Below are 21,773 nucleotides of genomic sequence, written 5' to 3'. Positions count from 1 at the left end.
TTGCCAATATTGAACGTGATTCGAAGGGTGACGGAGGTCCGTTATCCTCGTAAGGAAGGTAGCAGGGGCCATCAGCCAATACCTTGAATCGCGAAGGTTATGACGTTGTCCGATGTGCTGGCAGGTCTCCTGGCTATCCCTTGCCGGGCGGGCCTTCCCGCTCCGTTTTGAGGCGAAGCAGTGGCAGTTTGAAGAAACCGGCATTACAGGGGGTTACAGTAGCGCGTCTGCCCGTGATTCTCACACAGTTCCCTTTTAATTCCTTTCGTCGGAAACGTTCGGAAGCCAGCACAACGTTGTCAAGAACTGTGTGCAAATGTAATGATCAAACCCCCTGAACAAACTCATAAGTTACCCCCATATGTGGATAAAGAACTGAACAACTTTGGAAATCGCGCAGGGTAGCCATTCAGCGGCTTTTACACATCTAAAAGCAGGTTTTTGGTATAAAGATTAAGCACAATGTGTTGATTTGCTGGCACATATTAACGCAGGATAAATGTTTGTCGTTCCGGAGATTGGAAACCAATATTTTGTACATAGTCAGAAATAAGTATTCTTTTTGAATCCCAAAAGGCTTCGTATGACCGCAACCGGAAGTATAACGACAGGAGTCCTCATTTGCAATCGCTTGCATAAAGAACGGACAGCAATATGGTGAAAAAACAGGATTTCAATGTGAAGATCATATCAGGAATGCGTCGCTTCGTCCCGTAACTTGCATATCTACGTTATTAAATTCCGCGGATGGAGCAGTTGTTGGAAAGAATCGCGAAGAACAGTGACCAGTTGGCTTTCGGCCAGCTCTTTTCCTATTACAGCGACCGCCTCATTTATTTCGCCACCGCCCTCGTGCGCTCCCGCGAAGAAGCCGAAGAAGTAGTGGCCGATGTGTTCGTCAAACTCTGGCAACAACGCGCCCGCCTCCTGGACATCCATTACTTCCAAACATACCTTTACACCGCAGTCCGCAATACCGCCCTGAACCACACCTCCCGTTCCGTTATTCCTTACGAAGAGCTGGAAGACCAGCACGCCACGCTCATGCCCTGCGTCGTATCTCCCGAAGAATCCCTCATCAGCCGCGAAAACCTGCGCCAGATCGAGCAGGCGGTCAATGAACTGCCGCTGCGCTGCCGGCTTATTTTCAAACTGGTGAAGGAAGACGGCCTTTCGTACCGCGAAGTGGCGGAAGTACTCGATATATCCATCAATACGGTGAACGCCCAGATCACCATCGCGCTGAAGAAACTGGGGTCGGCCATCGACCTGCGTAAACCATTCCGCTTACCACTTGCGCGCAAATAATTATTTTTTAAAAAAATTTCCGACTGTCTTAACTGGACGGCCGGAAATCTGTGTCTAACTATATAACCACCTGATTTTTTCCAGCATGGAACAAGAACAAAAGCTTTGGGAATTATTCGGCAGGGAACTGTCGGGCAGGCTTACCGACAAGGAACGGCTGGATATGGAAATGCTGAAAAAGCAGTTTCCGGATGCGGCGCGGCAGTACGAGATGCTGGGCGCTTTGCAGTTCCGCAGCAGGGAAAGGCAATCGCAGGAGCGGAATGAAGAGATGCTGGGGCGGATATTTGCCGCCGCCGGCGAGGAGCCTGAGCCTGCCATGTCCGACGCGTTTCCCGAGCCGCCCCGCCGCAGGAGGTTGTGGCTGGCGGCGATACCACTTGCCGCCGCCGTGTGCGCCGGTATCTGGTTCTGGACAGGGCAGGGGCAGCAGGATGAAAAGGGATGGAGCACCGTGCAAACGCGCAAAGGCAGTAAATCAAAGCTCACCCTGCCCGATGGCACCGAGGTGATCCTCAATGCGGGCAGCTCCCTTTCTTACACGGAGGGTTTCCGCAACGGCGTACGCCATGTGCGCCTCAACGGGGAAGGATATTTCAAAGTGGTGAAAAACGCCGAACATCCGTTTATTGTAACCACCAACGCGGTGGAAGTCCGCGTGCTGGGCACGGAATTCAACCTCCAGGCCTACGATTCAGAATCCACGACGGAAACCACGCTCATTTCGGGGAAGGTGGAAGTAATGGTGAAAAAAGACGGGAAAAGCTATATGCTGGCGCCGCGGCAGAAACTGGCCGTGCAGCATACACTCCCGGAACCGGTGTCCGCTTTGCCGGCAACGCATCCCGACAGTGATCCGGGATTGCCGGAAGTGGCGCTTACAGCCGCGGATACCGATAGCCGCGACAGCTCCCTGACAGCAGGCGCCTGGGTCGAAAACCGGCTCGTATTCAACGACGAGCCCCTCGAATCCCTCGCCCGCAGGCTCGAAAGATGGTACAACGTGGAAGTGGAAATACGGGACGATGCCCTCAAACAGGCCCGGTTTACCGGCAGCGTGGAGAATGAACCAGTGGACCAGATCCTCGAAATTCTCACAACAATCCGACCCATCAGATACAAAATATCCGCGACCAAAATCATCATTTACTAAACTTAAACTGACTACAATGCTCGACACACCAGTTTCCACCGCCTTACGATCCTGACCTTCAGGAAATAAAAAACGGGAAACGCGCCAACGTTCCCCGCCAGATAAGTATGCAGGAAATCCGTCTGCTTTGGATTTCAACGGGTTTCCTATTGCCTGAACTTAACAATCAAATCTATGAAATTATTTACACAATGCACTGCCAACCGGCGGTTGTATCAACTTTTGCTGATCATGAAGATGAGCCTTGTGCTGACGTGTCTCTTCCTGCAGGTGCACGCCGGCGTTTATTCGCAGAAACGTATCAGCGTACGGGCAGAAAAGCTGCCGGTGAGCCAGGTGCTCTCCATGATCGAGCTGAAAACGTCGTACCGCTTTTTTATAACAGCGACGATCTCCGCAAACTCCCGCCGGTATCGCTCAACGTTTCCAACGGCACGCTGCCGGAAGTAATGAAGCTCGTACTGGCCAACAGCATGCGCTACCGCGTGATGGACGACCGGCTGGTGGTCCTCGGCAACGACCTCGACGCCAAGCAATACAAGCGCGTGAAAGGCCGGCTCACGGATAACAAGGGTGGCCCCGTGCCCGGCGCCACCATCGTCATCAAGGGCACCACCAAAGGTGTGGCTTCCGATGCGGAAGGGAACTTCGAGATCGAAGCCAACAACTCCGACGTGCTCGTGATCAGCATGATGGGCTTCAAGAAAATGGAGGTGCCCGTGGCGGGAAAAGACGAGATCAACATCGTGATGGAAGCCGACGTATCGGGCCTGCAGGAAGTGCTCGTGGTCGGTTATGGCACCCAGAAAAAAGCGAACCTCACCGGGGCCGTGGCTTCGGTGGGCGGCGAAGTACTGGAAAGCCGGCCCCTCGTGAACCTCGCGCAAGGCTTGCAGGGCGTGGTTCCTAACCTCAATGTCAACATGAACAACGGCGCCCCCGGCAGGGGAGCCACTTTCAATATCCGCGGAACCGGTTCCATCAACAGCGGCAATGACGCACCGCTTGTGCTGGTCGACGGTGTGGTGATGGACCCCAACCTCATCAACCCCGCAGATGTGCAAAGCGTGACCGTCCTCAAAGATGCAGGTTCCGCCGCCATCTATGGTTCCCGCGCCGCCAACGGTGTGATCCTCATCACTACCAAGAACCCGGGCAAACACCAGCCCATGCGGCTGTCGTTCAACAGCACCTACTCCTTCAACAAGCCTACCTACATGCCCAAATACATCAACTCCGTTGATTACATCCGCATGTTCCGCGAAGCGGACAGGACAGGCGCAGACGGTGGGCGTACTTCTTCCGAACCCTTTACCGTGGAAGATTCCATCCGCGCGGAAGCGTATTTCCGCGATCCGGCCAATAATCCAACCGTTTACGTCGACCCCAATAATCCGAACAAATACCGTTACGTAGGCAACACCGACTGGCTCGACGAGCTTTATCCCGGTTGGGCGCCCATGTGGGACAACTCTTTCTCCCTCAGCGGCGGCTCCGGCAAAATCTCCTACGTGGCCAGCCTGGGCTACCTCAAACAAGACGGTCTCATCAAAGCCGCCAACCAAACCTACAACCGTTATAACGCTTCGCTGCGGCTCAATGCGGAAGCCACTTCCTGGCTCGACCTGAATTTCAAGGCCGCACTAAACCGCTCCGACTACAATACACCCAACGCAACGCAGTTCGCCGAAAGCAGCGTGAACGATTTTCCATTCATCTCCAGCGACCTCCGTCCCATCATGCCGATCCGGCACCCGGATGGCAATTGGGCTGGACAAGGCAGCTTCACCAACCCCTTTGCCGTGATGGCGGAGAATGGCCGCGTGAAGGAAAATAAAACCGATATCTGGCTGACGGGTGGGTTTACCGTGAAACTGCTTCGCAACCTCCGCGTGATCGGCGACCTGACCTGGAATAATTACGGCGCCGGCAGAAGCATCCATTACAAAGCATTCAAGGAATATGGGGTAGACGGAAGGCTGATCGGTACTTATCCCTGGACCAATCCGGACAGGCTGATCCGCAGCGCTGCGAACGACGGCTACCACGCTATCAACCTGTACACGGAATACTTCACTACCTTCGCGCGCAACCACAACCTGAAGCTGATGGCGGGTTACAACGAAGAGATGAAGAAAAACCTTTCCTTCAGCGCTACCGGCCGCAACCAGATTGATCCCACAATGGAAAGCCTCACGCCACTGAACGATCCTACCGCCACTTCGCTATCGGTCGGCAACAGCATGTCGGAATGGGCGGTTCGCGGCGGGTTCTTCCGCGCCAACTATGATTTCAAGGAAAAATACCTGCTGCAGCTGACCGGCCGTTACGATGGCACTTCGCGATATGCACGTGGCAAGCGGAATGTGTTTTCGCCTTCCGTATCCGCCGCCTGGCGCGTGTCTGAAGAGAATTTCTTCGCAAGCGCCAAATCCTGGATCAACGACCTGAAGCTGCGCGCGTCCTACGGCACGTTGCCCAACCAGCTGAGCAACAATCCTTATCCGTATATCACCTTCATGCCCACCGGCACCACTGCTTACCTGTTCGGGAACAACCCGGGCGTGATCGTGGGCGCCCCGGCGCTGGTGAGCGCCGACTTCACCTGGGAGAAAGTGACGACGCTGAACTTCGGCCTCGATGTTACCGCGCTGCGCGACAGGCTGACAGCATCGGTGGACGTGTACCGCCGCAAAACGACCGATATGATCACTGCAGGGCGGCTGCTGCCCGCATTGCTGGGCACACCGTCGCCTTCCCGCAACGCCGCGGACCTGATGAACAAAGGTTGGGAAGTTGCGCTGGGATGGAAGGATAAAATCGGCAGCGAAGTCCGCTATAACGTGTCGCTCGTTATGGCCGATGCACAGGCGGAAATTACCCGCTACGAAAACAATCCCAACGGCAACATCGGCGATCGTTATGTGGGAGAGAAGTGGGGTGAGATATGGGGATTTGAGACCGACGGGTTCTTTACTTCCGGCGACGATGCGGCCAAAGCTCAGCAGTCGCAAATCTGGTCCGGCAAATGGCTCGCAGGCGATATCCGTTACAAGGACCTTGATGGCAACCAGCGGATCGACCGGGGTAGCAGTACGCTGACAGACCCCGGCGACCGGAAGGTGATCGGTAATAATACGCCCCGTTACACCTACGGCGTGAACCTGGGCGTAGCGTACAAGGGATTCGACCTGACGGCGTTCGTACAAGGCGTGGGCAAGCGCGATTATTGGGTAGACGGCGCTTATTTCTGGGGATTGACGAGCGAGTGGTCAGTTCCCATGGAGTACCATACCGATTACTGGCGCCCCGACAATACGAATGCTTATTACCCCCGCCTGCGCTTCGAAGGCGGCGGCAACTTCCAGGTGCAGTCCAAATACCTGCAAAATGCGGCATATGCACGGCTGAAGCAGGTGACACTGGGTTACACTTTCCCGGCCGAATGGTTACGTGTCGCCAGGATCCAGCGTTTGCGCGTATTTGCGACCGGCCAGAACCTCTTTACCATCACCAAAATGCACAAAGCGTTCGATCCCGAACTGCTGGGCGCGCAAAGCTATCCGCTGAGCCGCACTATTGCTTTCGGCCTTCAACTGGGACTGTAATCGTTGATGAATTCTTTGATCTTAAATCAGCATGAAATGAAAAAGACACGCGTCATATCCTCCGCCATGCTCGCCCTCGTTTTTGGCGCAGCCTGCAATGACAATTTCCTGGACCGTCTTCCACAGGACCGTCTCAGTGATGCCACGTACTTCAAAAACGAGAACGACCTCCGTATCTACGCGAACCGTTTCTACACACTGGTGCCCGCGCAGACATTTAACAGCGACAATAATTCCGATAACTTCGTGCCCCGCGACCGCAACACGTTCCTGGCCGGCCAATATACCATTCCGAACACCGGCGGCGGCTGGACCTGGACCAACGAGCGCGAGGCCAATTACTTCCTCGCCCGTTATGAAAGAGCCGACGCGCCGGCGGAAGTGAAAGCCAAGTATGCCGGGGAAGTGAAGATGTTCCGCGCTTACCTCTGGTGGCGGAAAGTAGTGCAGTTCGGCGACGTGACCTGGTTTGGCGGCGACCTCAACGAGAATTCGCCCGAGCTCTTCGCGCCCCGCACGCCCCGCGGCACCGTAATGGACACCGTGCTCAAAGACCTGAACTACGCCGTGGCCAACCTGCCCGTTCCGGCCAGCGCGGAGCAGGATCGCGTCAATAAAGACATCGCCAATGCCCTGAAGGCCCGCATCTGTCTCTGGGAAGGCTCTTACCGCAAATCCCGCGGCCTTGCCGGCGCCACCGAATGGCTCCGTGAAGCCGCCAACGCAGCTGAAGCCGTGATCAACACCGGCAATTACGCGATTTGGTCCAATGGCAATCCCGCGAAAGATTATGTGAACCTGTTCCTGCAGGAAGAGCTTCGCGGCAATAGGGAAGCGGTGTGGCCACGCCGGTACGTGAAAGACCAGTCGATGCACAATACGACCCGTCAGATCAGCGATATCTGGCCCAGTTACAGCAAGGATTTCGTGGAAGGGATTTTATGCGACGACGGGCTGCCCATCGGCCTGAGCGCGCGTTACCAGGGCGATGAAACGCCTGAACTGGAGCGCACCAACCGCGATCCGCGCTATCAGCAGCTCATCGTTACCCGCGATTACGTGGTATCGCAGAATGCCGACGGTACCGCCGACCGGGTGACGCTTCCGCGCATCCCCGCCATTACCACCGGCTACGCCAGCGCCAAGTATAAAAGCCCGGACCCCGTGCAGTGGGTCGCCAATCAATCCACCCTGGATCTCTTCATCATCCGCTACGCCGAAACGCTGCTGATTTTTGCAGAAGCCAAAGCTGAGCTGGGCGAAGCCTCCCAGGCGGTGATCGATCAAACCATCAACAAAATCCGCGACCGCGTGGGTATGCCGCACATGAAGATCGCCACACTGCAGAAAGATCCCAACTCCATCTTCCCCACGCTGCCCGTCCTCCTCGACGAAATCCGCCGCGAACGCCGGGTGGAACTGGCGCAGGAAGGATTCCGTTTCGACGATATCATCCGCTGGAAAGCCGGAACGCTCATCAACAATCCGAAAACGATTGTGGGTATGAAACTGACGGACGCACTGCGCGCGCAGTACCCCGCATCACAGGTGGCCGGTATCCAGGTGGATGCGGACGAACACATCCGCGTGTACACCGATATCACCAACCGCACCTGGCACGACAAACTCTATCTCTACCCGCTGCCCTTGCAGGAAATGAACCTGAATCCGCAGCTGAAACCGCAGAATACGGGCTGGTAATCCGGTAAGTAAGGAAAGTAATAAAAACGACGAAGGGGGCTCCGGCCCCTTTTTCATGCCTTAAATCCTCGGCACCTTGTTCCTGAATTTCTGCTGGATGACCTCCTGCACGGGGATGCCTTCGATCTTGCTTTCCAGCCAGCTGACGATATCCAGGTACAGGTAACTGCGGCGCTCGTAGGGATTCTTCGCAATCACTTCCAGCCGGCCTTTCAGGTCGCGGAATGCGGTGCGGAGCGCGCGCGGGTTAGCGTACATGTTCTTCCGCAAAAACTTCAGAATTTCTTCCATCACCAGGCTAAGGTCTTTGTTCTTGGCGATGAAGTGGTACACAGATTTGATGAGATATTCCACCAGGCTGTAATTCTCCAGCTCGTAATGCGCGATCAGATGCAGGATCCGCGCGAAACACTGAATGTCGGCCCGGAGGTTGCCGATCCTGAGCTGGATGATCTTATTGAGATAGATGATGGCATTGTCATTATCGCCGCTGCCGAAATACAAACAGGCGATTTTGTAGTAGAACACAAGCACGCGGTGCTGGTCCACCGTCAGTTGGTGCTCGCTGATCTTTTCCTCCACTTCGGCCACCAGTTTCAGTCCTTCCGAGAAAGTGCCGTCCAGGAAGTGCCGGTTGATCTTGCCGGTATACAGGTACACGAACGCGTTGGTGCGGGTGTTTTCGTTGAGGGCTTCTTCTTTTTCCGTAATAAAATCCTCCATTATCTGCAGTACTTCCGTGAACTTGTCGTGGTTCATAGTATGGAAGTGCGCGGTGAGCAGGTTGTGCATCGCCTTGATGTAAAGGTCCACATCCGTTTCCTTCAGGTTGGGATATTCGCTGAAAAGATCCACCCATTTCTGGGTGTACCGGTAATACATGACGAAGTCCTGGAGGATGTAGTAATACCAGCAATAAGCCTGGTAGAGGTAGATGCGCTCATAGAAACTCATCTGGCTCCGCTGCACGGGCGGCAGATTTGTTTCGAAGAAGGATTTGAGCATGAGGGTATCTTTCTCGTCGCGGGCGTGGCCGAGTTTGAGATAAAGGCCGTACATGCGGAGGGCAAGGGTGGAAAGGCGGGAAACGTTGTTGAGCTGCTCGTTGATGAGGCGGCTTTCGTCGGACAGCTCTTCGGCGCGGTTGTCGAGGCTGCGGGTGATATGCCGGGTTTCGATAAGTTTTTCGAATTCCACGATCTCGAAATAAAGCATGACTTCTTCCTGTTCGCGGGCCGATACTTTGGCTTTGGCGAGGATTTTCAGGCTTTGATGATATAACCCCTTGTTGTACAATACCCTGGCGTAATCCAGTTGTTCCCGCAGCTCGATGAGCGCGTCTTTGGTTTTGTACAGCAGGCGGAGGGTGGTGAGGAGGTGTTTGTAAAGATGGGCTTTGATGTTGCTGAGCTGCTGCTTTTTAATGTCGGGCACACGGCGGAGGATCTGCTCATCGTCGTATTCCTTCATTTTGTCGAGCGCGTTGAACAGCTGTATGAAAAGTACGTCTTCTTTCGTGTTGTCCCGGTTAAAAGCGAGCTGGAAGTTCCTTTTTTCTGCTTTTGTAAGCGTTTTTATCAATATGAACAGGGCATCGTTCTGCGTGTTGGACATCGTTGTTATCTGATTATAAAAAATTGACTTTCAATAAGTTAATGGCCTCAGGCGACAGTTGCGAATCGTAATATTGACAAATTTAACGAACTGAGGTTTAAAAGTGTCAATTAGATTTGAAGGTGTAAAATGACAGGAAAAGCAAATATACGGGATTGAAGGAAAATGCAAATTGATACAGAGGATTTAATATATCAGTAATAAATTGCATGTATCGATTCCGGGTTTTATAAAGTCAAATAAGCATGGGGAAAACATTATTCGACAAAATTTGGGATAGCCATATAGTGGCGAGCCGGTCCGGCCATCCGGACGCGGTGTATATCAACACGCATTTCATTCACGAGGTAACGAGCCCCCAGGCGTTCGACGGCCTGCGGAAGCGCGGGGTACCGGTTTTCAGGCCGGCCAAGACGCGGGCCACGGCCGACCATAACGTTCCCACCCTCGACCAGCACCTTCCCATCAAGGAAGCGCTGAGCCGCAAGCAGGTGGAAATGCTCACGGCCAACACCGCCGAATTCGGTGTGGAGCTTTACGGCCTGGGGCACCCCTACCAGGGGATCGTGCACGTTATCGGACCGGAACTGGGTATCACCCTACCGGGGATGACGATCGTGTGCGGCGACTCTCATACATCCACACATGGCGCTTTCGGCGCCGTAGCCTTCGGGATCGGTACGTCCGAAGTGGAACAGGTGCTGGCCACCCAGTGCATCCTCCAATACAAGCCGAAGCGCATGCGCATCACGGTGAACGGGCAGCTGAAAAAAGGCGTGGTGTCCAAAGACATCATTCTCTATATCATTTCGCAGATCACCGCCGCGGGCGGCACCGGCTATTTCGTGGAATACGCCGGCGAAGCCATCCGGAGCCTCAGCATGGAGGCGCGCATGACGATCTGTAATATGTCCATCGAAATGGGCGCCCGTGGCGGCCTCATCGCGCCGGACGACATTACTTTCGAATACATCAAAGGCCGTGAGTTTGCACCGAAAGGCGAAGATTGGGAGCAATCCCTCGCTTACTGGAAAACCCTCCAGACCGATGCAGACGCCGTTTTTGACGCGGAACTGACTTTCGACGCAGCCGACATCGAACCGCAGATCACCTATGGCACCAATCCCGGCATGGGCATGGGCGTTACCGGCAACATCCCGGCGCTGGCGGATATCGAGGAAAAGGAACAGCTTTCTTTCTCCAAATCCCTCCAGTACATGGATCTCCAGCCCGGCAGCCAGCTCCTCGGCAAAAAAGTGGATTACGTCTTCATCGGCAGCTGCACCAACAGCCGCATCGAAGACCTCCGCATGGTGGCCGAATTCGTGAAAGGCAAAAAGAAATCCGATGACGTCACCGTATGGATCGTGCCCGGCTCCAAACAAGTGGAATCCCAGGCCATCGCGGAAGGCATCGACAAAATATTCGAAGAAGCAGGCTTCCAGCTACGGCAACCCGGTTGTTCCGCCTGCCTGGCCATGAACGAAGACAAAATCCCGGCAGGTAAATATTGCATCGCCACTTCCAACCGCAACTTCGAAGGCCGCCAGGGCCCCAACGCCCGGACCTTCCTGGCTAGTCCGCTCACCGCGGCCGCAGCCGCCATCACCGGTAAAGTGGCCGATGTACGCGCCATGATTTAATTCCCGAAACAGACCATCAACATGGACAAAAAATTCGCAAACCTGGTATCCTCCGTGGTACCCTTACCCATAGAAAACATCGATACGGACCAAATCATCCCGGCCCGCTTCCTCAAAGCGACCACCCGCGATGGTTTTGGAGAAAACCTTTTCCGCGACTGGCGTTTTGATGAAAACAACCAGCCCAAAGCCGGATTCGTGCTCAACAACGACACGTACAAAGGCAAGGTGCTGGTGGCTGGCAAGAACTTCGGCTGCGGCTCCTCCCGCGAGCATGCCGCCTGGGCTCTCGGCGACTACGGTTTCAAAGTAGTGGTGAGCAGCTTCTTTGCCGACATTTTCAAAAACAACGCCCTCAACAACTTCATCCTTCCCGTGCAGGTGAGCGAGGATTTTCTGCAAAAGATTTTCCGTGCCGTTGAAAAAGTGCCTTCCGCCGCCATCGAAGTGAACCTGGAAGAACAATTCATTGAAATCAAGGCAACGGGGGAGAAGGAAAATTTTGACATCAATGCTTACAAAAAAACGTGCCTGCTGAACGGGTACGACGATATCGACTATCTCCTCAGTCTCCGCGGCGAGATCGAAGCATACGAAACAACAAGACCTTTTAATTTCTAAAAAAATCTATGGGCATCGCTAAGAAAATACTGGTAATACCCGGCGACGGGATCGGACAGGAAGTAACCGCTTGGGGGAAGAAAGTGCTGGAAGTGATCGCGGCGAATTACAAACATACATTCACTTTTGACGAAGGGATCATGGGTCACGTAGCCATCGAGGCTACCGGCGACCCGCTGCCCGCCGAAACGCTGGACAAGGCCCGCGCATCAGACGCGATCCTTTTCGGCGCCATCGGTCATGCCAAATACGATAACGACCCTTCCGCGAAGGTGCGCCCGGAGCAGGGATTGCTCAAGATCCGCAAGGAACTGGGATTGTACGCCAACCTTCGCCCCATCAAACTGTTCGACGACCTTTTGCAGGCTTCCAGCATCAAGCCGGAAATCCTCCAGGGGGCCGATATCCTGTTTTTCCGTGAGCTGACCGGCGATGTGTATTTCGGGGAGAAGCAACGCAGCGAAGACCGCGCCACCGCTTCGGATCTCATGATCTACCATAAATATGAAGTGGAGCGTATTGCCCGCAAGGCTTTCGAAGCCGCGCGCACCCGCCGCAAGAAACTCTGCTCCGTGGATAAAGCCAACGTGCTGGAGGCTTCCCGCCTGTGGAGGGAAGTAGTGCAGGAAATCGCGAAAGATTACCCGGATGTGGAAACCGAGCATATGTTCATCGACAATGCCGCCATGCAGCTGATCAAGGATCCCAAGCGCTTCGACGTGGTGGTGACCGGCAACCTGTTCGGCGACATCCTGACGGACGAGGCTTCGCAGATCGCCGGATCGATGGGGATGCTAGCGTCTGCCTCGGTGGGCGACCGCGTAGGGTTCTACGAGCCGATCCACGGTTCCGCGCACGACATCGCCGGCAAAGGCATCGCCAACCCGCTGGCTTCCATCCTGTCGGCCGCGTTGCTGCTGGATATTTCTTTCGGTTTGAAGGAAGAATCCCAGCGCGTGATCCGCGCGGTGGACGCCACGCTGAAGCAGGGCTACCGCACGATGGACATCGCTAACAAGCATACCCCCAACGACTTCCTGCTGGGAACCGACGCTATGGGGGCGCAGGTGCTGAAAAACCTTAACTAATCAACTGTTTACTATATTATCATGGATAAAAATAGAGTATACGTATTTGACACCACGCTGCGCGACGGCGAGCAAGTGCCCGGCTGTCAGCTGACCACCGTGGAGAAAATTATCGTAGCAAAAGAACTGGAGGCCCTCGGCGTAGACGTGATCGAAGCCGGCTTCCCGATCTCCAGCCCTGGCGATTTCCAGAGCGTGGTGGAGATCTCCAAAGCGGTTTCCGAACCTATCATCTGCGCTCTCACGCGCGCCAACACCGCCGACATCGACGCCGCAGCCTCTGCGCTGGAGTTCGCCAAGCGCGGGCGTATCCACACCGGCATCGGCGCATCCGACATGCACATCAAATATAAATTCAACTCCACCCGCGAAGCCATCCTCGAAAGAGCGGTGAGCGCCGTGAAATACGCCCGCAAGTTCGTGGACGATGTTGAGTTTTATGCAGAAGATGCAGGACGCGCAGACAATGAATACCTCGCCCGCATGATCGAAGCAGTGATCGCCGCAGGCGCCACCGTGGTGAACATCCCGGATACAAACGGGTATTGCCTGCCCGAACAATATGGCGCCAAGATCAAGTACCTCGTCGACCATGTGAAAAACATCGACAAGGCGATCATTTCCGTACATTGCCATAACGACCTCGGCCTGGCTACGGCCAATACCATCGCCGGCGTGATGAACGGTGCGCGCCAGGTGGAATGTACCATCAACGGCATCGGCGAGCGCGCGGGCAACACTTCCCTCGAAGAAGTGGCAATGATCCTTAAGACGCACCATGCGCTGGGGTATACAACAGGCATTAACAGCAAGCGGATTTACGAAATCAGCAACCTCGTGTCGAACATGATGCGCATGCCCGTACAGCCGAACAAGGCGATCGTGGGCCGCAACGCGTTTGCACATAGTTCCGGCATCCACCAGGACGGCGTCCTGAAGCACCGTGAAAACTACGAGATCCTTGATCCCGAAGATATCGGCCTGTCTTCCAACGCCATCATCCTCACCGCACGCAGCGGCCGCCATGCGTTGAAGCACCACCTCGAAAGGCTGGGTTACAAGATCGACAAGATCAACCTCGACGAAGTGTATGCCCGTTTCCTGGAAATGGCCGACAGCAAGAAGGAAATCAATGATCACGACCTGCTGGTGCTCATGGGCGACGGCACCGCCAATCACTACGACGACAAAGCCATCAAGGTGACGCTGTTGCAGGTGGTTTGCGGCGATCCCCTGCGCCCGATGGCCACGGTGAAGCTCCGCGTGAACGGTGAAGAGAAGGAGGCGAGCGCGGCGGGCAATGGTCCGGTGAACGCGACCATCAACGCCATTTCCAATATCATCAACGACGAGATCACGATCGACGAGTTCAGCATCCAGGCGATGCACGGCGGCAGTGAAGATGTGAGCAAGGTGAACATGCGCGTGCATAAGGACGGCAAGTCTTATTACGGTTTCGGTTATTCCACCGATATCGTGAATGCGAGCGTACATGCATATGTAGATGCGCTGAACAAGATCTACTAATCGTTACACATCATATTATTAGTGAGAGGCCGCCATCGTGCGGCCTTTCCTGTTTTATATGCGATTAGGAATAGTTTTGAAGCAGGAGCCGGGCGCCAGCAACGTATGCGTGACGTAGCCGCTGCAGGTGCAGCGCGATGAAATTGGAATTGCCGGTGCCGGCTTTCCGGAAGGGTGGTATTTTTTACGGGGTCCGGAAATTACGCAGTCAGTGCGGCGGCTTGAGTAAAAAACAATAGGGCGGAATGGCCGTTGGCTGATGCGGCAGCGGGTGATTAGCCTGGCGCAACCCAATCGTTGGATTGAAATACGGTATATTTTAGTTATCATGATTTTGGGAGGAGGAAGAGGGGGATTCCGGCCTGCTTTTTGCTGCATTCATCTTGCAGTGGCCGTTTTGCACGGGATGGGAAAAATTTTATTTGGACTTAAGTAACGTTCTTCTTATCTTGTTGGCCAGACGGTTTACGAAGGAATTTTTAACAGTGAAATTGTAAAATAAGAACCATCGCTGAACACGGATGTTACCCGCCGCCAACGCCATATCTAAGTAAAAAAAATGTCGGCAGTGAACGAAAAAACCACGGACGAATTGAATTATGAAACCAAAATTAATCGACCCACGTATGACTGAATTTGACACTTCACGGGCTTTCGCCAGGCCGCAACGCCGTCATTTCCGGTTAAGATTCAGGTAAAAAAAGACAGGTATATATTTTCCGATGCCAATGCTGGTGCCGCCTGTGGTATCAGTCGGGAAAAACGTTGCTCAATTTAAAAAACATCAACACATGAAAACATCCGCCTTCCCCACGCGGGTTTTTTGGGTGATTTTGCAAAATCGATTTAGTTGCCGCTTCCGGAGGTTTATACCGGTTGTGTTCCAGGCTTTTGTGCCAATGGGAGCGGGGTCGGTTCGCAGGATCGTGGAGGGTATGGAAATGGGATATGCCTGGGGCATCAGGGGCAGTTTGCGAAGTTGCACGTAACATAGTAAAACCAGTATACAGATACAACGCCACATCTAAAGCCGACCACCGGTTTTGGACCGGGACTGTCGTTCCTCAATCCTAAAAAATATCAAAAACATGAAAACATCCACCCTCCCTCCACGGGCTTTCCGGGTCGTTTTGCAAAATCGATTTAGCAAAGCGTTCTGGTTAGCCGTGCCGATTGTGCTGCTGGCCTGCATGCAGGCACTCGCGCAATCCCGGAACATCACCGGCTCCGTGAAAGACGACTCCGGCGTCTCCCTCGCAGGCGTCACCATCCAAATCAAAGGAACCACCACCGGTACCGTCAGCGACGCCGACGGGAAATTTAAACTCACCGTCCCCAACGACAACGCCCTCCTCAACGTCTCCTTCATCGGGTACGAACAACAGGAAATTCCCGTGGCAGGCAAGTCCGATATCAACATCGTGCTCCTCCTGTCCAAAAAAACACTGACAGACGTAGTGGTAGTCGGCTACGGAACCGTCGCCAAACGCAACCTCACCAGCGCCGTAACCACCGTCACCAGTAAAGATTTCGTGCAAGGCGGCTTCAACTCGCCCCTGCAACAGATCGATGGTAAAATCGCGGGCGTAACCGTTTCCAACGTCGCCGTTTCAGACCCTAACAGGGGAGCAGACGTACAGGTGCGCGGCGCGGGTTCCCTCGGCGCCGGAACATCACCGCTTATCGTTATCGACGGCATGCCCAACGGCGATCTCCGCAATATCATGCAGCAGGACATCGCATCTTACACCGTTCTCAAGGATGCTGCCGCGGCGGCTATCTACGGATCCCGCGGCGCCAATGGCGTCATCCTCATCGAAACCAAGAAGGGGAAAAGCGGAAAGGTAACCCTGACGTATGACAGCTACCTCGAACACGATGCCGTGGCCGCGAAACCTGATATCCTCACGGCGGATGAATACCTGGAACGCAGCCGGGGCACCGACCAGGGCGCGCGCACCAACTGGTACGATGAACTGCTTAACACAGGGAACATCGGCACTAACCAGTTCCTCACTGTGTCGGGCGGTAACGAAAACACCGTGTTTCGCCTGTCCGGGAACTATCGCACCAAGGAAGGGATTGATATTGCTTCTGATCGCAAAGAATACGGTTATCGCGCCAACTTCCAGCAGAAGGCGATAGACGGCCGGTTGGAGTTCTCCGGCAACGTTTCGCAGCGCTTCGTTAAAGAGGAATACACCAACTACGGCGCTTTCAATCAGGCTGCCAAACTGAATCCCACAATTCCCATCATGGACCCGGACGAGCCCACGAAGTATAACTTCCTGGCTGGTTACGATACCTACAATCCCGTTGCCGACCTGCTCACCCGCGAAAACGGTGCAGATGTTAATTATTCCATCGTGGATCTCAACGCGAAATTTCACATCCTGAAAAATTTCAGCACGGAACTGAAACTCGCCCGCCAGGGACAGGATAAACTCCGCAGGGAATATTACAATTCCAAAGCGCCCGAATCCATCTCCAATAACCGCACCGGCAGAGCAAGGCTCCAAACCGAGAAATGGACGGATTATACCCTCGAATGGCTGGGCAACTACAATACCAGCATCGGGAAACACGATATCAGCGCCATGGGCGGCTACTCTTACCAGGAGTTCAACTACCAGCAATTCAACGCGGAGAATATGAATTTCCCGAGCGACGCCTTCGGGTACAACAATCTCGGCGCGGGTCTTTGGAACCTGGAAGCAGGTCGCCTGGGCATGGGGTCCGGCAAAGAAAAGGAGCAACTTATCGCATTCCTCGGCCGTGTCAATTATAACTTCGACGATACCTACTTCCTCACCGCATCGTTACGCTACGAGGGCAGTTCCAAGTTCGGGCGCGATAATAAATGGGGGATGTTCCCGGCGGTATCTGCGGCATGGCGCATCGCTAACCTGCCGGCACTGAAAGATAGCCGCGTGATCGATGATCTGAAGCTGAGGGCTTCCTACGGGGTAACCGGCCGGTCCGGTTTCGCACGTTATTCCGCACTGTTCCGGTATACAGGGTATGGAAAGTACCAGAATGACCAGGGCCAATGGATCACGGTTTACGGGCCCGGCAACAACTACAACCCGAATCTCGCCTGGGAGCGTGCAATCGCTTATAACATTGGTCTTGATTTCGCCTTGTTCAATAACCGCCTTTCCGGTAACCTCGACGTATTCGACCGCCGCAGCAAAGACATCCTGGGCAATTACGACGTGCCCGTGGGCGCATACCCGCACGATCAAATGTTCGTGAACGTGGGAACCACCAGCTCCAAAGGCATCGAACTTGCATTGAATTGGGAAGCGGTGAAGACGAATGATTTCTCCTACACGACAAACATTACTACTTCCTATATTAAAACCAAACTCATCACATTCTCCAACGAAGAGTTTAAAGGTACGCACCGGTACTTGCAGGACCTGCCGTCGCCAGGTAACCCCGGACCAGCTTACCGCCTGGATCCCGGTACGGAAATCGGGAGTTTCTATGGTTATAAATATGCAGGGGTAAACGACGACGGGCAAATCATGGTGTGGAAAGACGGCCAGGTTGGAAAAGAAGCCATCAGCTTCCAACAGGCAAACGCCAACCGCGACAGGACCTATATCGGTCATGGTGCACCCCGGTATGAGCTTTCGTGGGGGAATTCACTCGCGTACAAATCCTTTGACCTCAGCCTCTATTTCCGTGGCCGCTTCGATTACCAGATACTCAACTTATATCAGATGTATTACGGTTTGCAGGCGGAACAGGGCATCAACCTGTTAAAGGATGCGTACACCCGCAACGGCCACATCAAATCCTCCAAACTGATAACCGACTACTTCCTGGAAGACGGCGACTATTTCAGGCTGGAGAACATTACACTGGGATGGTCACCGAAGCTGCAATCGAAACTGGTGAGTAACCTCCGCTTGTACGGCAGCGTACGGAATGTGTTTACCACCACAAAATACTCCGGTCTGGACCCCACCTCAATCGGTGTTACAGGTCTCACGCCGGGCTATGGCGATTTGAGCCTCTATCCGGTAACCCGCTCTTTCACATTCGGCGCCCAGGTAAGTTTCTAACCTCGTAAAAGCATTCATCATGAAATTTAAACATCAGATAAGCGGTTTATTGCTGCTCTCCATATTTTCCGCCAGCTCCTGCACGAACCTCGACGAGGTCCCGTACAGCATCATGGACGGCAACACATACTACCAGGATAAAAATTCAGTGATCGCGGCGGTGGTACGCCCATATGAACATGGCCACTGGTGCGGATGGGACGGCGACCGCTGGTTGCTCCAGGAGCTCACGGCGGACAATTTCGTCTGGACGCAGAAAGGCATCCACGGTTATGACGGCGGCGATTGGCAGCGGCTGCACCACCATAACTGGAATGCAGACGATAACCGCGTTTATGGTGCCTGGTCTGGTCCGTATCAGGGCATCTCGCAATGCGTACTCATCATGAAGGACCTGGAAAAACAGAATTATCCCGCATTGGGCTTAACGGATGCTGACAAGGCGCATAACATTGCCGAGCTGCGGACGCTCCGCGCCTGGTACTATCTGTTCCTGATCGATATGTTCCGTTCCGTACCGCTTTACAATACCCCGCAGGAAGTGGTGCCTGCATCATCCCCGGCGGAAGTTTTCGCGTTTATCGAAAAGGAACTGAAGGAATCGATCCCCAGTCTTCCGAAAAATACACGTGTTGGCCGTTGGGACCAGGGTGGTGCGGCAGCGTTGCTCGTGCGCCTATATCTCAATGCTGAAAAATGGACGGGAACGGCGAAATTCGCGGAATGTGCTGCCATTGCGCGGGACATCATCGATGGGAAATACGGCACTTATACGATCGATACAGATTACCGCGGACCTTTCCGTTCCGGTATCAACAGTTACCGTTCCCCGGAGAACATCTTCGAATTCCCCCATGCTAAGAACATTTATGAATTCGGATGGATGTACAACGCCACGATGCACTACCAGGCCCGCTATTCCCTCGACAATGACTGGGGTGGCTGGAACGGTATCCACCTCACACCTTCGCGCAACCCTGACGGCGCGCTGTATACCTATAAACTGGGCATGCCGTACGAGCGCTTCCCGGAGGGAGACAAACGCAGGCAACCCTTCCGAACCACTTCCCGGAATGCCACTTATGAAGGCTTCTTCCTGATCGGGCAGCAATACGCGTATGTTCCCGGCGGCGTAGGGTTCGACAGTACCAAGCCGATTGTTGGAACGGAGGAATATAAAGGAAAACCCCTGGCATATGTTGATCAGGTGGCCCGGTTCTCTGAAAAACCAGGTGGCCGCTGGGGCGAGGGCTCGCAGGTGCTGACCGGCGAAGAAAACTCTGGCGTACGGCTCATGAAATTCCCGTGGTTGCCCATGTCGCAGGGATTCTTCCAGTTCAACTCAGCTCCCGAAATCCGCCTGGCGGAAATTTACTATTCTCTGGCAGAATGCAGATACCGCGCCGGCGCCAAAGCTGAAGCAGCCACGCTCCTCGATGCCGTGCGCAGGCGCAATTTCACGGATGCTGCATGGCCCGCCAACAGCTACGTGACCAATCTGGCAAAGCTTACGGACGACGAATTCGTAATCGAACTGGGAAGGGAATTCCTGGGAGAACGCCACCGCCGCACGGACCTCGTGCGCTGGGACCGGTTCGGAGCAGAATGGTGGGATAAACCCCTGGACGCCAAAGACCGCAGCGTATTCCCCATTCCCAGAAGAGCGATGAACACCAACCCGAATCTCAAACCGAATGGATACGAATAGGAAAGAGGAACATTGAAAAACCAAAAACCCTCCGGTTCGTCCGGGGGCTTTTTTGGAACAGACATGAAAAAATCCCGGCCAGCGCAAGCCAGCCGGGATTTTCGTTTTTATCGTTAACCGGGTTATTTGCGTTTTTGCAGTTCCGCCAGCTTCTTGTCGAGTTTCTTTTTGTCTTTCATGTACGGCGCGAGGTCGAACAGCTCCACCTTGCGGTATTGTACGGGGTGGCTTTCGCTTTGCAGGGCGATGTAGCCTTCGGAAAGGAGCTTGCCGTCCTGCTTGATTTTGGGATCCGCGTTGGAAACGTTGCCACCGCCGATCTGGGGTTTATAGTAAGTCAGCACGGTATCGCCTTCCACGATGTGTTTCACGATGGAGTCGCCCAGCACGAGCACTTCAGCTCTCACCCAACGGTCGCCGTCATAGGTTTCGCTTTTGGAATCCACGCAATGCGCCGTGATGAGTTTGTCGTTCATCACCACGTTGGTGCCGGGCGTGCAGAGATTGGCCGTGGTGCGGCGCCCGTTGCCGAGGCCGCCGAGCAGCTGCACTTCGATGGAAATGGGGAAGTCCTGGTCTTTGCCCATTGAAGCCGCCGATTGGGAATGGATCATGGCGCCGGAGTTGCGGGTAGCCCAGCCGGGGCCGCCTTTCACCTGGTCGCCCACGAAACGGTATTCCATCACCAGCAGGTAAGCGGAGAATTTCTTTTTATGGAAGATGTGCCCGTACTGTTCGTTGAAGGCTGCGTAGTTTTCGTAAGACACGGCGAGGGTGCCGTCCTGCACGCGGAAAGTATTGCCGTTGTTGTCGTTGAGGGCGTGGCCGGTGATTTTGATATCCCAGTCCTTGAGGTCTTTTCCGTTAAACAGCTTGATCCATCCGCTTTTCTGGGCGGAACAGCTGGTGCTGCCGAGTGCGAGGGCGAGCGTTAATGCGAGGGTCGATCTTATCATACGTATCATATGGTGTAATAAATTAGGCTGTTAAACTATAAAAATTATTGCAGGTCCTCAAATGAGATATCCATGAGCGGAAAGCGGGCGGCGCCTTTGAGGGCGTAGTGCCACCATTCCGTTTCGAGCGCAACGAATCCGTGGGCTTCCATGAGGGTGCGGAGCAGCGCCCGGTTTTCGGCGGCTTCAGGTGTAACGTTGGCGGCGTTGTGGTGGGCTTTCTCGGTGAAGTCGTCGTACGGAGTAGGCATTTCCAGTTCCTTGCCGGATTTGGCGTAGATGATGGTGAGATCGACGGCCGCGCCGCGGTTGTGCCCCGAGCCTTTCCTGGGATCGGCGGCATAGCGTTCGTCGGGCACCACTTCCCACATCTTTTCGGTGACGCGGTAGGGGCGGTAGCCGTCGTAGATTTTGAGACTGAGGCCCATCGGTGCGAGGAATTCCTGCAGTTGCAGGAGCGCTTCGTACACAGGGCGCCGCAGGAAAACGGCCGGGTAGGGGTAGAGCGTGGTTTTGGTGAAATTGCTGTCTGTCGCATACTTCACGTCAATCGGAATATCCGTGACCCTCACCAGCTCCTGCGCCGGGTCGGTTTTGACCAGCTGGCGATATAATGCCGTGTCGCCCACCACGGCGAGGCCGTATTTATTCGGCGGAACCGTTTGCGAAGATGCATCCAGGGATAAGCATAAAAAGCATAGGATGAATAGATTTTTCACGAGTATCGATTTAGATGGGCCTAAAAATAGTCAAGATTGTATAGAATGAGGCTA

At 54.3% G+C, this 21,773-nt stretch carries 14 protein-coding genes and 1 riboswitch; of the genes, 11 read left to right on the top strand and 3 right to left on the bottom strand.

Annotated elements, in window-relative coordinates:
• Nucleotides 1–101: 101 nt before the first annotated feature.
• Nucleotides 102–305, bottom strand: a riboswitch (cobalamin riboswitch).
• Between the two features lie 442 nt (nucleotides 306–747).
• The 5 genes from WJU16_RS07100 (at nucleotide 748) to WJU16_RS07080 (ending at nucleotide 7,770) form a co-directional block, all read left to right on the top strand.
• Nucleotides 748–1,308, top strand: coding sequence for an RNA polymerase sigma-70 factor (locus tag WJU16_RS07100; protein ID WP_341837629.1), 561 nt, complete (start codon nucleotides 748–750; stop codon nucleotides 1,306–1,308).
• Between the two features lie 85 nt (nucleotides 1,309–1,393).
• Nucleotides 1,394–2,461, top strand: coding sequence for a FecR domain-containing protein (locus WJU16_RS07095; RefSeq protein ID WP_341837628.1), 1,068 nt, complete (start codon nucleotides 1,394–1,396; stop codon nucleotides 2,459–2,461).
• A gap of 174 nt (nucleotides 2,462–2,635) precedes the next feature.
• On the top strand, nucleotides 2,636–2,911 hold the full coding sequence (locus WJU16_RS07090; RefSeq protein ID WP_341837627.1) for a hypothetical protein: 276 nt from the start codon (nucleotides 2,636–2,638) through the stop codon (nucleotides 2,909–2,911).
• A complete protein-coding gene (locus WJU16_RS07085) occupies nucleotides 2,911–6,069 on the top strand; it encodes a TonB-dependent receptor (protein ID WP_341837626.1) in 3,159 nt (1,052 codons plus the stop codon). The genes WJU16_RS07090 and WJU16_RS07085 overlap by 1 nt, the downstream gene beginning before the upstream one ends.
• Before the next feature lie 36 nt (nucleotides 6,070–6,105).
• Nucleotides 6,106–7,770, top strand: coding sequence for a RagB/SusD family nutrient uptake outer membrane protein (locus WJU16_RS07080; RefSeq protein WP_341837625.1), 1,665 nt, complete (start codon nucleotides 6,106–6,108; stop codon nucleotides 7,768–7,770).
• A gap of 60 nt (nucleotides 7,771–7,830) precedes the next feature.
• Here the strand turns inward: WJU16_RS07080 and WJU16_RS07075 are convergent, their stop codons facing one another.
• Nucleotides 7,831–9,384: a hypothetical protein gene (locus WJU16_RS07075; RefSeq protein ID WP_341837624.1), complete on the bottom strand. Its 1,554-nt coding sequence runs from the start codon at nucleotides 9,382–9,384 to the stop codon at nucleotides 7,831–7,833.
• Nucleotides 9,385–9,629: 245 nt separating this feature from the next.
• Between WJU16_RS07075 and leuC the strand changes: the two genes are divergently transcribed.
• The 6 genes from leuC (at nucleotide 9,630) to WJU16_RS07045 (ending at nucleotide 20,044) form a co-directional block, all read left to right on the top strand.
• The gene (leuC, locus tag WJU16_RS07070) at nucleotides 9,630–11,027 is read left to right on the top strand and encodes a 3-isopropylmalate dehydratase large subunit (protein WP_341837623.1); all 1,398 of its coding nucleotides are present in this window, start codon (nucleotides 9,630–9,632) and stop codon (nucleotides 11,025–11,027) included.
• Nucleotides 11,028–11,048: 21 nt separating this feature from the next.
• Nucleotides 11,049–11,648 carry a 3-isopropylmalate dehydratase small subunit gene (leuD, locus tag WJU16_RS07065; protein WP_341837622.1) on the top strand — a complete coding sequence of 200 codons (600 nt, stop codon included), beginning with the start codon at nucleotides 11,049–11,051 and terminating at the stop codon, nucleotides 11,646–11,648.
• 14 nt (nucleotides 11,649–11,662) lie between these two features.
• The gene (gene leuB / locus WJU16_RS07060; protein WP_404980337.1) at nucleotides 11,663–12,736 is read left to right on the top strand and encodes a 3-isopropylmalate dehydrogenase; all 1,074 of its coding nucleotides are present in this window, start codon (nucleotides 11,663–11,665) and stop codon (nucleotides 12,734–12,736) included.
• A 21-nt stretch (nucleotides 12,737–12,757) separates the two neighbouring features.
• Complete coding sequence (locus tag WJU16_RS07055; RefSeq protein ID WP_341837620.1) at nucleotides 12,758–14,263, top strand: 2-isopropylmalate synthase; 1,506 nt, start codon at nucleotides 12,758–12,760, stop codon at nucleotides 14,261–14,263.
• 1,088 nt (nucleotides 14,264–15,351) lie between these two features.
• A complete protein-coding gene (locus WJU16_RS07050; protein WP_341837619.1) occupies nucleotides 15,352–18,336 on the top strand; it encodes a SusC/RagA family TonB-linked outer membrane protein in 2,985 nt (994 codons plus the stop codon).
• A 19-nt stretch (nucleotides 18,337–18,355) separates the two neighbouring features.
• On the top strand, nucleotides 18,356–20,044 hold the full coding sequence (locus tag WJU16_RS07045) for a RagB/SusD family nutrient uptake outer membrane protein (RefSeq protein ID WP_341837618.1): 1,689 nt from the start codon (nucleotides 18,356–18,358) through the stop codon (nucleotides 20,042–20,044).
• 122 nt (nucleotides 20,045–20,166) lie between these two features.
• Here WJU16_RS07045 and WJU16_RS07040 read toward each other — a convergent pair whose 3' ends face one another.
• On the bottom strand, nucleotides 20,167–21,000 hold the full coding sequence (locus tag WJU16_RS07040; RefSeq protein WP_341837617.1) for a DUF1080 domain-containing protein: 834 nt from the start codon (nucleotides 20,998–21,000) through the stop codon (nucleotides 20,167–20,169).
• A gap of 44 nt (nucleotides 21,001–21,044) precedes the next feature.
• The gene (locus tag WJU16_RS07035; protein ID WP_341837616.1) at nucleotides 21,045–21,719 is read right to left on the bottom strand and encodes a M15 family metallopeptidase; all 675 of its coding nucleotides are present in this window, start codon (nucleotides 21,717–21,719) and stop codon (nucleotides 21,045–21,047) included.
• Nucleotides 21,720–21,773: the final 54 nt, after the last annotated feature.

It is taken from the genome of Chitinophaga pollutisoli, assembly GCF_038396755.1.
In the GTDB taxonomy this organism is placed as follows: Bacteria; Bacteroidota; Bacteroidia; order Chitinophagales; family Chitinophagaceae; genus Chitinophaga; species Chitinophaga pollutisoli.
This window is presented reverse-complemented; position numbering and strand designations above follow the sequence as displayed.